Here is a 13052-nt window from a genome sequence, read left to right on the forward strand (position 1 = left end):
ATCTTGTGAAAGGGCCGCGCTTGCCCTTAGGTCTTCGGACACGCCGCGAGACAAAAGACCGATATGCCGCCGTCTTCGACCAGAGCCCGCCAAAGGCCCGCACCCGCCGAAACCGGGCCGACGCTCGATCTCGACCGTTATGTCCCGGCTTTCATCACCTTCATCGCCAACAAGCTCTCGAACAGCGCCACCGCGTTCTACCAGCGCGAGTTCGGCGTCAACGTCACCGAATGGCGGATCATGTCGCTGCTGGCGATCGAGCCCGGCATTCCCGCCTCGCGGATCTGCCACGTCATCGGTTTTGACAAGGGGCCGGTGAGCCGGACGCTCGCGGGGCTGGAGAAGCGCGGACTGGTCTCGATTCGAACCGACCCGAACGATGGCCGCACCCATTCGATCTCGCTGACGGCGAAGGGCCGCGCCACCCATGACAAGGTGATCGTCGCGGCGTTCGATCGCGAGCGGCGGCTGTTGTCCTGCCTGAGCAAGGACGAGCGCGAGGTGCTGATCGATCTGCTGCGCCGGCTGCACGAAAATCTCGGCGCAGTGACCGGCAGCAGCACCACCTGACGCGCGCGTGAAGCGCGCGGCATCGCCGCCTTCAGGCATACGCCGGCATTTGCCCGCGGCACCCTCTCTGCCGAGCATCGTTTCCTCCAGGATCAGGCGCAGCGGTTCCCCCGCCGTCATCCTTGTCTGGAACGGTTCGCATAAATTAGTTGCTTAAGCAACAAAAAGAATCATGCAGGATATTGCGGCAGAATGGCTGGCGTATTTTGCGAGCTGCTCGACCCATCCCCGTCATTGCAAGCGCAGCGAAGCAATCCAGAGCCCCACCGGGGAAAGATTCTGGATTGCTCGCTGCGCTCGCAATGACGATGTGGACAGAGCGTGGCCTCACTCCGACTTGATCTGCCAGTGGCTACAGACCGATCCACTCACCCGACGCATCATCATGCACCCGCGCCACCGCATCGGTACGCCGCGTCAGCACGGCGCGCTGGTTGATGTAACCCTTGTCGGTGATCTCTCCTCCGTCAACCGACGGCGGCTCGGCGAGCAGCAGCGCGCGCGTCGCGTGGCCGGAGGAGTTGGTGCCCTGCTGCTTCAGCTTCGCCAGGCCCTGCGCGATCGCAGCCCTGACCCTCTCATCGCCAAGCACATCGTTGACGCCTGCCGTCTCGGGCAAGCCGGCATGGGCACGGCACGCGGCCATGTTCGGGAAGACCAGGAAGCGCACCTCGTCGCCGCCATGGCCGACGACGACGATATCCTGCGCCAGCGGCGCGAGTGCCGCGATGCCGGCGACGCGCAGCGTGCCGACGCTGACCCAGGTGCCGGAATTGAGCTTGAAGTCTTCCGCAACACGACCATCGAAAAACAACCCGCGCTCCGGCCTGTTCGCATCGGCAAGCTTCACGGCATCGCCAATGAGATAAAAGCCCTCGTCGTCGAAAGCCTGCTTCGTCAGCTCCGGCGCCTTCCAGTAACCCGGCGTGACATTGGGGCCGCGCACGCGCACCTCCAGCTTGTCGCCGGACGTGACGAGCTTCAGTTCCGTCCCGGGAATGGGCACGCCGATATTGCCCGAGCGCTCCGCGAGAAAATGACAGTCGGTCGCGAGCGGTGACGTCTCGGTCGAGCCCCAGGCCGACACCATCGGCAGCGGACGACCAACAGTCTCCACCGAAAGCTGTTCGAGCGCGTCCCAGAGGTTCTGCGGCAGCGCGGCGCCGGCATAGAAGGCGAATTTCACTTCGCCGAAGAAGCGGCGGCGCAGCTCCTCGTCGCCGCGCAGCGCTGCGATCAGCATGTCGAAGCCGCGCGGCACGTTGAAATAGACCGTCGGCATCACGCTCTTCAGATTGGCGAGTGACGTTGCGAAGAGACCGGGCGCGGGCTTGCCGCCGTCGATATAGAGCGACCCGCCGTTGCGCAGCACGAGGTTGAAATTGTGGTTGGCGCCGAAGGTATGGCTCCAGGGCAGCCAATCGAGAATGACGAGATCGCTGGCAGCCTGCTCCAGGAACGTCCAAGTTTGCGCCTTGGCCTGCTGGCTCGAGGTCAGCATGCGCTGGGTGTTGATGACGGCTTTCGGCGTGCCGGTCGAGCCCGAGGTGAACAGGAATTTTGCGATCGTGTCCGGTGTCACCGCGGCGAAGGCTTTTGCGACGTCGCCCGTTTCGGGCGTCGCCGCGATGTCACGGAAGGCCAGCGCATCGGCATCGCCAGCATTGCCACTGATGATCTGCGCCTCGTGCAGCGGCTTGATCGCGGCGAGTGCGGCAGCGAATGGCTTGGTTGCAGAGACATAGATGACGCCCGGCTCGAGCAGCGCGATCATGCTCTTGAGCTTGTCGAAATCTTTCGACATCAGCGAATAGGCCGGCGAGATCGCGGCCGAGGGAACGCCGACATGCTGGGCGGCCAGCGCAAGCAGCGCGTGGTCGATGCTGTTGTCGGAGAGGATGACGACGGGATGCTCGGCGCTGAGCTCTTGCGCCAAAATCCAGCTCGCTGCTGCGCGTACCCGCCGCAGGGCGCCCGCGTAGGTCATGGTGGCCCAGGGCGTGTCGGCGTTGTCACGCTCGGCGAGGAAGATCGTGTCAGGCGTCTGCCGCGCAAAATGCTCCAGCCAGTCGCCGATGCAGCGGGCACTGCCGCGCAAGGGCTCCGGCGAGCGCAGCACGATGCTGCCGTCGGCGCGACGCTCGGCGACGGTCTTGGGTGTTGCGAACAGGCTCGAAGCGTCACCGCGTGCGGCGGTTGTCATGGTTTCCTCCTCGCCCTTATCAAGGGATCGGCTACAGCCTCGTTCCGGGCCGCTTTGGCCATATTGTTGGGCACGACAATTGTTGTCGTCAACAACAATCTTCCACGGGGGCCTTCGGGGCGCTAAGGTTGCACGGCAGGAGAGATCACGTGACAGCCAGCGCAGCCCGAACTGAGCCCCGCCCCTACCCACGCAAGCGTGCCGGCAACGGCGCGGCGCGGCCGAACGACGCGGACGAGATCGGCCTCGACGCACTGGTCGGGCACGCCGGTTATGCGGTGCGGCGCTTCCAGATCTGGATCTTTCAGGACTTCATCAAGACGCTCGGCGAGGTCGACATCAAGCCGACGCAGTATTCCGTGCTGACGGTGATCGGCGCCAATCCGGGCCTGTCGCAGATGGCGGTGGCGAAGCGTCTCGGCATCGAGCGCGCCCGGCTGGTGCATCTGCTCGACAGCCTCGAACAGCGCAAGCTGGTGAAGCGGATCAAGTCGAAGGCAGACCGCCGCTCTCACGCGCTGCACCTCACCGCACCGGGTGAGACGGCGCTGGCGAAGTTCAAGCGTCTCGCTGCCGAGCACGAGCGGCATGTCGTGGAGAAGATCGGCAAGGAGAACCGGGAGCGGCTGCTCCAGATCCTCGCCGGCTTCACCTGATCGACGCTGCCCAATATTTGCGCAAATGCCCGTATCGGGGCGCTGGCACGACGGCCCAACAATCCTCGAAATATCTTACAAGCCACTGATCCTTCGATAATATCCGAGGCATCGCGCCTGCCCGGATTGTGTACACAATGGCACATCGCTTGCTTCAATCCGGGTAAGACCTGTTGCCGGAGTTTTGTCACCATGGGGGCTGAAATGGGGGCTGAGCAGCCTGAAACGATCGCCGCGATTGTGGCCGCGCATCGCGCGGGCGCGATCACGCCTGCGCAGACCGTCGCGCGAACCTATCAGCGCATCCGCGATCACAACGATCCCGCAATCTTCATCAGCCTGCGCGACGAGAAGGACGCGATCGCGGAAGCCGAGAAGCTTGGCGCAAGGGATGCCACCAGCCTGCCGCTCTACGGCGTGCCGGTTGCGGTCAAGGACAATATCGACGCGCTCGGGTTTCCGACCACCGCGGCCTGCCCGGCCTTCTCGTATACGCCGACGCACGATTCGACCGCGGTGGAACGCCTGCGCGCGGCCGGCGCGATCATCATCGGCAAGACCAATCTCGACCAGTTCGCAACCGGCCTCGTCGGCGTGCGCTCGCCTTATGGCATCCCCAAGAATTCGATCCGCGAGGATCTCATTCCCGGCGGATCGAGCTCGGGATCGGCGGTCGCGGTCGGTGCCGGACTGGTGCCGCTGTCGCTGGGCACGGACACCGCCGGCAGCGGCCGGGTGCCGGCGATGCTCAACAACATCGTCGGGCTGAAGCCGAGCCTCGGCATGATCTCGACTGCCGGCCTGGTGCCGGCCTGCCGCACGCTCGATTGCATCTCGGTGTTCGCATTGACCGTCGACGACGCCGCGCTGGCACTCGCCGTGATGGCGGGTCCAGACCAGGCCGATCCGTTCTCGCGTGACCGGCCGCTGGGCGCGATCACGCCGCCCCCCACGAATTTGCGCCTCGGCGTACCTCGCAACGGACAACTGATCTTCTTCGGCGACAGGAAGGCGGAAGCCGCTTACGGCGATGCGCTGAAGCGCTGGACCGCGCTCGGCGCTGAGCTTGTCGAGTTCGACCTCGAGCCGTTCTACGAGACGGCGCGGCTGCTCTATGAGGGGCCGTGGGTCGCCGAGCGTTATCTCGTGATCAAGGATCTGCTGGCGTCCGCGCCTGATTCGATTCATCCGGTGACGCGCGAGATCACCGCCGCCGGCGTGCGGCTGACCGCTGCGGAAACCTTCTCTGCGCTCTACCGTTTGCAGGGCTTGCGCAAGATCGCCGAGCGGACCTTTGCGAACATCGACGCGCTGGTGCTGCCGACGGCGCCGACCGCGTATACGACGGCGCAGGTGCTGGCCAATCCGATCGAGCTCAACAGTCGGCTCGGCACCTACACCAATTTCGTCAATCTGCTCGATCTCTGTGGTCTTGCGGTCCCTGCATCGATGCGCGCGGATGGCATTCCGTTCGGCATCACGCTGCTCGCGCCTGCGGGGCGCGATGCGCTGCTTGCGAGCATCGGCCGTGCATTCCATGCGGATACGAAACTGACCGTCGGCGCGAAGGGCGTTGCGCAGGCACCGCTGGCGCCGCTCGCAGCAAACGGCAGCGACGAGATTCCGATCGCGGTCGTCGGCGCGCACCTGTCCGGCATGGCACTGAACGGCGAATTGCAGGCATTGAACGGTCAACTGATCGAAGCGACCAAGACCGCGCCCGACTACAAGCTCTACGCACTCAAGACCACGCCACCGAAGCCGGGCATGCTGCGCGTCGAGGCTGGCACGGGCGCGTCGATCGAGCTGGAGATCTGGTCGCTGTCGTCGTCGGCTTTCGGCAAGTTCGTGAATGCGATTCCCGCGCCGATGGCAATCGGCACAATCAGGCTTGCGGATGGCCGCAGTGTGAAGGGGTTTCTCGTCGAGCCGGAGGTGCTGGGCGAGGCGCGGGACATCACGGCGTATGGTGGCTGGCGGAAGTTCATGGCGGAGGCCGCGACGGCGTAGGTCTCGTAGGGTGGGCAAAGCGTAGCGTGCCCACCATCACTATTGGCCAGGAGAGACGGTGGGCACGGTGCCTTGCGCCTTTGCCCACCCTACGGTATCGCGTTTGCCGCTCTAAACCGACACCGCGTAAATCTCATACTCCCCGCGCACCAGCTCGATATGCGCTCGCATGGCGGCGGCGGCGCCCTGCTTGTCGCCGCGCATGATGGCAACGACGACGCGGTCGTGCTCGGCTTGCGACTTTGCCAATCGGCCGAGGTTGCGGAACTGGGCGCGGCGGAACGGTTGCACGCGGACGCGCGTCGCCAGCGTGATCTCGGCGATGTAGCCGTTCCGCGATCCCGCATAGATCGCATTGTGGAAGCGCTCGTTGACCTCGTGGAAGCGATCGGGATTGCCGGCGTAACTGAGCACGCGCAGCTCTTCGTGGATGGCTTCGAGACCGTGGCGCTCGGCAGTGGACATGCGCTCGGCGGCAAGGCCCGCGCACAGCGCCTCGAGCTCCGCCATTGCCTCGAACATGCTCTTGAGACGYTCGACCGAGGGCTGCGCCACCACCGCGCCGCGATGGGCGCGCGATTCGACGAGGCCGCTCGCCACCAGCTGGCGCAACGCCTCGCGGACCGGTGTGCGCGAGACGCTGAAGCGCCGCGCGATGTCGGTTTCATCAAGCGGCGCGCCGGGCGCCAGGGTTCCACGCACGATCTCGTCGGCGAGTTGAAGCCGCAGTTCCTCGGCGCGCGTGATCTTGTGCAGGCTGGGCTGGGCCCGGTCGACGCGCGGCACCACCGGCTCGGCCGGCAATATTCCGGGCGGAAGATCGTCAAGCGTCATACGATCAGGTCTCTTTCGACTCGTCGATGATGCTGACATGGGCGGCGACGACGCGCCAGCCCTCCGCGAAGCGAATCCAGGTCTGCATTTGCCGGCCGACCTTGCCGGGAGCCGTGTCGCGGTAGAACAGAGTGGAGGCCACGGCCGTGTCGCGGCCATAGCTGGTGATCACGGTTTTCGCGGTGCGGCGGTTCAGGCCGACCGGCGAGCGGCCGGCGCGGAAGCCGGAGATCGCCTCATAGCCGTAAAGGTTCTCGCCGATGCCGTAGCGCAGCGTGCGGGGATCGTTGCGGAACAGCTCGCCGAGCACGGCGACGTCGTTGGTGACGAGCGCCTGCTCATAGCGATCGAACGCGGCTTTGACTTCCGCGATCACCTCGGGGAGATCGATCTCCATTTTAGATTCCTCTCGGCGACGGCGCGGAGACCACGCCCATCTTCTCCAATGCGTGCGCCACGCGCAGCGCGATGTCCTCGCGCCAGGGCGCGGCGATGATCTGGACTCCGATCGGCAGCGGCTCGAGCGGTACCGGCACGGCGACCACCGGCAATCCGATGAACGAGATCGGCTGGGTGTGGATGCCGATATTGGCGCGAACCGGCAACTCCACGCCGTCGAGCGTGAAATTCACCTGGCCGAGCTTCGGCGCGGTGCAGGGCGTGGCCGGCGCAATCAGCACGTCGACGGATTTGAAGATCTCGGCGAGCTGCGCGCGATACCAGCGGCGGAATTTCTGCGCGCGGTCGACCAGCGGCGCCGGCACCATGGCGCCGGCGATCAGCCGGTCGCGCACGGCGGGATCGAAATCGTTCGGGCGCTTGCGCAGGCGATCGAGATGCAGCGAGGCGCCTTCGGTGGTGGTGATGACATAGGCCGCCGCGCGGGCGCGCGAGGCTTCGGGCACGTCAACGATCTTCGTCGCGCCGAGCGCCTTGGCGACGCGGCTGACGGCCTCGACGGCCTCGGGAAACACGTTGTTCTGAAAGTGCCCGCCGGCAATCGCGATGCGCAGGTCCGACACCGGATTGGCGAGTAGCGGCAGCGTCGGCTCCAGACCGCGCGTGGTGCAGGCAGCATCATCCGCATCCGGTCCCTGCATCGCGTCATAGGCGAGCGCGAGATCGGTCGCCGAGCGCGCGAACGGGCCGAGATGATCGAGGCTCGCGACGAACGGGAACGAGCGCGCCCGCGACAGCCGGCCATAGGTCGGCTTCAAACCAAAGATGCCGCAGAAGGAGGACGGCACGCGGATCGAGCCATTGGTGTCCGAGCCGAGTGCGATCGGCACCAGCGCGCCGCCAACTGCGCTCCCCGAACCACCGGACGAGCCGCCGGTCATCCGGGTCGTGTCATGCGGATTGCGCGAGGGACCGTCATGGACGTTCTCGCCGGTGAAGTCATAGGCGTACTCGCCCATGTTGAGCGCGCCGACGAGCACGGCACCGGCGGCTTCCATCCGCTCGATCAGCGTGGCGTCGCGCTTGGCAGGCGCAAGGTCGCGGTTGATCTTCGAGCCGGCCCGCGTCGGAAGCCCCGCGACGTCAAACAGGTTCTTCACCGCGAAGGGAACACCGGCGAGTGGGCCAACCTCCTTGCCGGCAGCAATGTCGGCATCAACAGCACGCGCCTTCGCACGGGCACGGTCGGCGGTGACGTCGGTGAAGGAGTTGAGGACGCCATCGTGCTGCTTGATGCGCGCGAGCGCTGCTTCGGTGGCATCGAGTGCCGACATCTTGCCGCCGGCCACAGCCTTGGCGATGTCCGCAGCCGTCATCTCTGGCTTGGTGGTCATGGCGGGGTCAGACCGTGAAGATCGGCGCGGGCTCGGTCTCGTCCGGCAGCGCGAATTCGTCGACCAGTCGGCCAAGCCGGAGCGAGACTTCGAGATTGGCGCGCACCGCCGGCCTCCAGGCCTCCTCGACCGGCAGCGCCAGCGCTTTCGATACGGCGTCGATATACTCGTCCAGCGGCTCGGCCATCACGCTCCCAAACAATCTCTCAGTGCACTCTTAGTGGACCTGCAACGGCGGATGCGGGATCGCCGTCAGCAGCTCCTTGGTATAGTCGTCCTGCGGATCGCTGAGGACCTTTTCGGAAGGGCCCTCTTCGACGATTCGACCTGTCCGCATGACAATGACACGATCGCACAACAAGCGCACTACGTTCAAATCATGCGAGACGAACAGATAACTCATACCTAAGCGCGCTTTCAGGTCCTGAAGCAGATTGAGGACCACGGCCTGCACCGAGACGTCCAGCGCCGCGGTCGGCTCGTCCAGGATGACGAGTTTTGGATGCAGCGCGATGGCGCGCGCGATGCCGACGCGGGCCTTCTGGCCGCCGGAGAGCTGGTGCGGAAACCGATCCAGCAGATTGTGCGGCAGCCCGACCATGGTGGCGAGCTCCTCGCAGCGCGCTCGCAGTGCATCGCGGCCCCTGATGTCGCCGAGCTGCATGATGGGGTCGGCGATGGCGCGGGCGGCGGTGAAACGCGGGTTGAGGCTGTCGGTCGGGTCCTGGAACACCATCTGGATGCGGCTGCGCTGCGGCAGCCGGGCAAACGACGCCGGCTGGATGGCGCCGATGTCCTCGCCGTCGAACTGGATCAGGCCCGAGGTCTGGTCGAGCAGCCGCATCACCATCATCGACGTCGTCGATTTGCCGCAGCCGGACTCGCCGACCAGGCCGACGCTCTCGCCATGGCCGATGGAGAGGCTGATGCCGTCGACGGCGCGGAAGACGTCCGGCTCCACCGGCGGCTTGCGGCCGAACAGTTTTCCGAGCGTGGCGGTGGCGCCCTGGCGGGGATACTCTTTCACGAGCTTTTCGATGAGCAGGAGGGGCTTGGAGGTCTCACCTTGCGAAGGCTGATGGATGGCCGGGTCAGGCCCGGCCATGACGGCTGCGGATGAGGACGCGCCCTCCTCCTCGGCCAACAAATCCCGCAAGGACACGCCGAGCCGCGGCGTGGCGCGCATCAGCTTCTTGGTGTAGGGGTGCTGCGGGTTGGCGAAGATATCGGCGGCTTTCGCGGTCTCGACAACGCGGCCCTTTTCCATCACCACGACGCGGTCGCAATAGGCGGCGGCGAGACCGAGATCGTGGGTGATGAGAATCGTCGACATCGCCTTGCGCTTGGTCAGCTCGACGATCAGGTCCATCACCGCCTTCTGGGTGGTGACGTCGAGACCCGTCGTCGGCTCGTCCGCGATCAGGAGCTGCGGATTGCAGGCGAGCGCAAGCGCGATGACGACGCGCTGGCACATGCCGCCTGACAGCTCGAACGGATAGGCGTGGTAGCGCTCGCGCGGGCGCGCGATCTTGACCTGCTCCAGCGCCTCGATCGCCTTTTCTCCGTGGTCCGAAACCATCGCCTGCTGCACATGGGTGCGCAGCACGTCCTCGATCTGGTCGCCCACTTTCCGGATCGGGTTCAGCGCCGCGCGCGGGTTCTGGAAGATCATCGAGACTTCGCGGCCGCGCAGATCGCGCATCTGGTCTTCGCTGGCCGCCTTCACGTCGATGCCGGAGAACATCACCGAGCCTTCGGCGATCCGCCCGGCGCGATCGAGGATGCGCATCACTGCATAGGACGTCACCGACTTGCCGGAGCCGGACTCGCCGACGATGGCGAGCGTCTCGCCCTTGGCGACGGAGATGTTGACGTGCTGCACGGCTTTGACGATGCCGCGGCGGGTGGTGAATTCGACCGTGAGGTCCTGGACGTCGAGCAGGGGCTGGGCGGTCACGAGGGCCTCCCGATCAAAAATGTCGAAAACAACCCCATGCACAGTAGAATGGGGTTGGAATCATTGGAGAATTTCGGCGGGAAATTTGCGTGTGAGGCGGGCACGAGCCTCTCGCTCCCTCCCCCCTTGCGGGGGAGGGTTGGGGAGAGGGGTGGCCCCGGGAGAGGTCGGAGTTCGTGGCTACCCCTCTCCCTGCCCTCGAGAGCGAGCTTTGCTCGCCTCGGACCCCACAAGGGGGGAGGGAATGAGAGAGCAGTGACCGCCTCACATGTGAGCCTCGCCTGGCTCACTGCGAACTTAGAAACCATCATCACGTCCTCCGCTGCGGGTCGACGATGTCGCGGAGGCCGTCGCCGAGGAGGTTGAAGCAGAACACGGCGATCATCAGCGCGAGGCCCGGGAAGAGCGCGATCCACCACTCGCCCGACACCATAAAGCCCGCGCCCTCGGCGACCATGATGCCCCATTCGGCGGTCGGCGGGCGGACGCCGAGGCCGATGAAGGAGAGGCCCGCGGCATTGAGGATGGCGTAGCCCATGGTCAGCGACATCTGCACGATCATGATCGGCATGATGTTCGGCAAGATGTGCACCAGCAGGATGCGGAATTCGCCGTTGCCGGACAGGCGCGCGGCCTGAACGAAGCCGACATTGCGGCGGACATTGGCTTCGGCGCGCGCGACGCGGGCATAGAGCGGGAAGTTCACGATGGCCGTGGCCAGGATGATGTTCTGCACGGTGTTGCCGAGCGCGGCGACGATGCCCATCGCCAGCACGAACAGCGGGAACGCCATGATGGTGTCAGCGATGCGGCCGACGATGCGATCGGTCCAGCCGCCGAAATAGCCGGCCGCGATGCCGGCGAGGCCGCCCATCAGGAACACCAGCACGACGGAGGCGACGGCGATGAACGTATCGAGCCGCGTCGCCACGATGACGCGGCTGAAGATGTCGCGGCCGAGCTGGTCGGTGCCGAACCAGTGCGCCATCGACGGCGGCTTCAGCGCCGCGGCGGTATCGGAAGCGAGTGGATCATACGGCACCACGTAGGGGCCGAAGATCGCGGCAATGAGGATCACGATGAGCAGCGCGAAGGCGAAGCCCGTGACCTTGTTCTCGCCGAGAACGTAGCGGGTCTGCTCGAGGAGCGCGACGAGCCCTGATGTCCGCGCGGGACCGACGGGTTCAACAGCAGGCGCAACAGAGCTCATGTCATCCTCCCTTTGCGCATGATCTGGTCGGAAAACCGGCCTCCACTTTTCCGGATCATGCGCTAACCCTCCAACCTGACACGCGGATCGATCACGCCGTAGAGAATGTCGACCACGAGATTGAGCAGCACGTACATGACCGCCATGGTCAGCACAAAGCCTTGCACGGGCGCGAAGTCCGACGAGATCAGCGCTTCCACCGCGTAGGAGCCGATGCCGGGCCAGGCGAACACTTTTTCCACCAGCACGTTGGCCCCTAACAGAAACGAGAACACCATGCTGAGCGTGGTGATCACGGGGAGCATCGCATTGCGGAACGCGTAGGTGACGATGACCGTTGTCGGCGACAGGCCGCTGGCGCGTGCCGTGCGCACGAACTCCGACGACAACACCGCCAGCATCGAGGCGCGCGTCATGCGCGCGATCGGCGCCAGCGAGAAGATCGCGAGCGTCGTCGCCGGCAAAATGAGCTGGCTCAGCGCCGAACGGAACGCCTCGAAGTCGCGCGCGATCAGGGTGTCGATCAGGTAGAAGCCGGTCACCGTCGGCGGCGCGCTGTAGAACACATCGAGGCGGCCGAGCGGCGCGGGTGACCAGCCGAGCCGGAAATAGAAGACATAGACCAGCACGAGGCCGGTGAAGAACACGGGCAACGACACGCCGGCCGTCGTCGTGACACGGCAGAGGTGGTCGACCCATGATCCCGGCCGCGTCGCCGCCAGCACGCCGAGCGGAATGGCGATCACGACCGAAACGATGAGGCCGAGCAGCGTCAGCTCGGCGGAAGCCGGCAGGCGGTTGCGGATTTCGGCCGCGACCGGCTGTCCCGTGGTGAGCGAGTTGCCGAAATCGCCATGGGCGAGGTCGTTGGTGTAGCGGAAGAACTGCTCGATCAGCGGCTTGTCGAGGCCGAGTTTCTTGCGGATCTGCTCGACGGCTTCCTTGGTCGCTGCGGGACCGGCGAAGTACGCCGCCGGGTCGCCCGGCAACGCGCGCGTCAGCAGGAAGGTGACGATGACGACCCCGATCAGCGAGGGAATCGCGAACATCAGGCGCTTGCCGATCATGGTCAGCATGGTGTGCTCCTGGTGTGGAAATGAGATCGCGCCAAGCGTACCGCTGCGCCCCCTCTCCCCTTGTGGGAGAGGGTTGGGGTGAGGGGTAGCCCCGAGCGAGATCGGAGTTCGTGGCTACCCCTCACCCGTCTCGCCGCTACGCGGCGAGCCACCCTCTCCCACAAGGGGAGAGGGAATGAGAGAGTTGCGCTCACCTCACTCGACCAAGACACCCAGAGAGACGCGGCCGTGTCGCGCACGCTCATGACGGCTCACCCCTTCACCAGCGCGCGGTAATCCAGCCTCCGGTGGAACCAATATTGGTAGCCGCTGATGTTCTTCTGCATCGCGACGTTGACGAAGGGCTGGTACAGCGGGATGCGCGGGATGTCGGTGAAAGCGAGATCGACAAAGCCCTTCACGTCGGCATCGTAGGTCGCCATGTCGCCGGTCGCCGCCGCCGTGCGGGCGCCGTCGATCAGCTTGTCCATCTCCGCCGACTTGTAGCTCATGGTGTTGAAGACGGAATTGTTGCCGTGATAGCACCAGTAGAAGAAGTACTCGGGGTAATCGAGCCAGCCCGAGAACACGTTGGTGAAGAGCGGCATCTCCTTCTTGTTCAGCTCGGTGCGCCAGTTGGCGCCGGGCACCTTGTTGATGGTGGTCTTGATGCCGATCTGGGCGAGTGACTCCTGCACCAGCACGCAGAGCGGCTCGTTGACGCCGGCAAAATTCAGGTCGAACGAGATCGTGGTCTCGAAGCC

Annotated in this window: 12 protein-coding genes; 3 read left to right on the forward strand and 9 right to left on the reverse strand. The window is 65.3% G+C overall.

Annotation, left to right across the window (positions count from 1 at the left end; genetic code table 11):
• Positions 1–63 precede the first annotated feature (63 nt).
• Positions 64–570 (forward strand): MarR family winged helix-turn-helix transcriptional regulator, encoded by a 507-nt coding sequence (locus tag AB4Z51_RS08635; protein ID WP_208067636.1) that lies wholly within the window; start codon positions 64–66, stop codon positions 568–570.
• Between the two features lie 352 nt (positions 571–922).
• On the opposite strand, the gene AB4Z51_RS08640 is transcribed toward AB4Z51_RS08635, so the two are convergent.
• Complete coding sequence (locus tag AB4Z51_RS08640; RefSeq protein WP_441497284.1) at positions 923–2773, reverse strand: feruloyl-CoA synthase; 1851 nt, start codon at positions 2771–2773, stop codon at positions 923–925.
• 149 nt (positions 2774–2922) lie between these two features.
• Here AB4Z51_RS08640 and AB4Z51_RS08645 point away from each other — a divergent pair, with 149 nt between their 5' ends.
• Positions 2923–3429 (forward strand): MarR family winged helix-turn-helix transcriptional regulator, encoded by a 507-nt coding sequence (locus AB4Z51_RS08645; RefSeq protein WP_441497285.1) that lies wholly within the window; start codon positions 2923–2925, stop codon positions 3427–3429.
• 204 nt (positions 3430–3633) lie between these two features.
• Positions 3634–5439, forward strand: coding sequence for an allophanate hydrolase (gene atzF / locus AB4Z51_RS08650; RefSeq protein ID WP_441497286.1), 1806 nt, complete (start codon positions 3634–3636; stop codon positions 5437–5439).
• Positions 5440–5550: 111 nt separating this feature from the next.
• On the opposite strand, the gene AB4Z51_RS08655 is transcribed toward atzF, so the two are convergent.
• The 8 genes from AB4Z51_RS08655 to AB4Z51_RS08690 all read right to left on the reverse strand — a co-directional run.
• Positions 5551–6273, reverse strand: a complete 723-nt coding sequence (locus AB4Z51_RS08655) for a GntR family transcriptional regulator (RefSeq protein WP_441497287.1) — start codon at positions 6271–6273, stop codon at positions 5551–5553.
• 4 nt (positions 6274–6277) lie between these two features.
• Positions 6278–6670 (reverse strand): oxalurate catabolism protein HpxZ, encoded by a 393-nt coding sequence (gene hpxZ, locus AB4Z51_RS08660; RefSeq protein ID WP_071909099.1) that lies wholly within the window; start codon positions 6668–6670, stop codon positions 6278–6280.
• Between the two features lies 1 nt (position 6671).
• Positions 6672–8066: an AtzE family amidohydrolase gene (locus AB4Z51_RS08665; protein ID WP_441497288.1), complete on the reverse strand. Its 1395-nt coding sequence runs from the start codon at positions 8064–8066 to the stop codon at positions 6672–6674.
• 7 nt (positions 8067–8073) lie between these two features.
• The gene (locus tag AB4Z51_RS08670; protein WP_063979946.1) at positions 8074–8253 is read right to left on the reverse strand and encodes a DUF4089 domain-containing protein; all 180 of its coding nucleotides are present in this window, start codon (positions 8251–8253) and stop codon (positions 8074–8076) included.
• A gap of 30 nt (positions 8254–8283) precedes the next feature.
• Positions 8284–10023 carry a dipeptide ABC transporter ATP-binding protein gene (locus tag AB4Z51_RS08675; RefSeq protein ID WP_441497289.1) on the reverse strand — a complete coding sequence of 580 codons (1740 nt, stop codon included), beginning with the start codon at positions 10021–10023 and terminating at the stop codon, positions 8284–8286.
• Positions 10024–10333: 310 nt separating this feature from the next.
• Entirely contained in the window at positions 10334–11233 is a 900-nt protein-coding gene (locus tag AB4Z51_RS08680) for an ABC transporter permease (RefSeq protein ID WP_441497290.1), read from the reverse strand.
• A gap of 62 nt (positions 11234–11295) precedes the next feature.
• Complete coding sequence (locus AB4Z51_RS08685) at positions 11296–12309, reverse strand: ABC transporter permease (protein ID WP_441497291.1); 1014 nt, start codon at positions 12307–12309, stop codon at positions 11296–11298.
• A 251-nt stretch (positions 12310–12560) separates the two neighbouring features.
• On the reverse strand, positions 12561–13052 hold a 492-nt coding region (locus AB4Z51_RS08690), incomplete at its 5' end, for an ABC transporter substrate-binding protein (RefSeq protein ID WP_441497292.1).

Origin of the sequence: Bradyrhizobium sp. 2TAF36 (assembly GCF_052114925.1) — a bacterium.
Taxonomy (GTDB): Bacteria; Pseudomonadota; Alphaproteobacteria; order Rhizobiales; family Xanthobacteraceae; genus Bradyrhizobium; species Bradyrhizobium barranii.

Bases quoted from the DNA above. Each gene is read 5' to 3' on its own strand.
- AB4Z51_RS08635 (WP_208067636.1), top strand. From the start codon at position 64: ATGCCGCCGTCTTCGACCAGAGCCCGCCAAAGGCCCGCACCCGCCGAA.
- atzF (WP_441497286.1), top strand. From the start codon at position 3,634: ATGGGGGCTGAGCAGCCTGAAACGATCGCCGCGATTGTGGCCGCGCAT.
- AB4Z51_RS08665 (WP_441497288.1), bottom strand. From the start codon at position 8,066: ATGACCACCAAGCCAGAGATGACGGCTGCGGACATCGCCAAGGCTGTG.
- AB4Z51_RS08680 (WP_441497290.1), bottom strand. From the start codon at position 11,233: ATGAGCTCTGTTGCGCCTGCTGTTGAACCCGTCGGTCCCGCGCGGACA.
- hpxZ (WP_071909099.1), bottom strand. From the start codon at position 6,670: ATGGAGATCGATCTCCCCGAGGTGATCGCGGAAGTCAAAGCCGCGTTC.
- AB4Z51_RS08685 (WP_441497291.1), bottom strand. From the start codon at position 12,309: ATGCTGACCATGATCGGCAAGCGCCTGATGTTCGCGATTCCCTCGCTG.
- AB4Z51_RS08640 (WP_441497284.1), bottom strand. From the start codon at position 2,773: ATGACAACCGCCGCACGCGGTGACGCTTCGAGCCTGTTCGCAACACCC.
- AB4Z51_RS08670 (WP_063979946.1), bottom strand. From the start codon at position 8,253: ATGGCCGAGCCGCTGGACGAGTATATCGACGCCGTATCGAAAGCGCTG.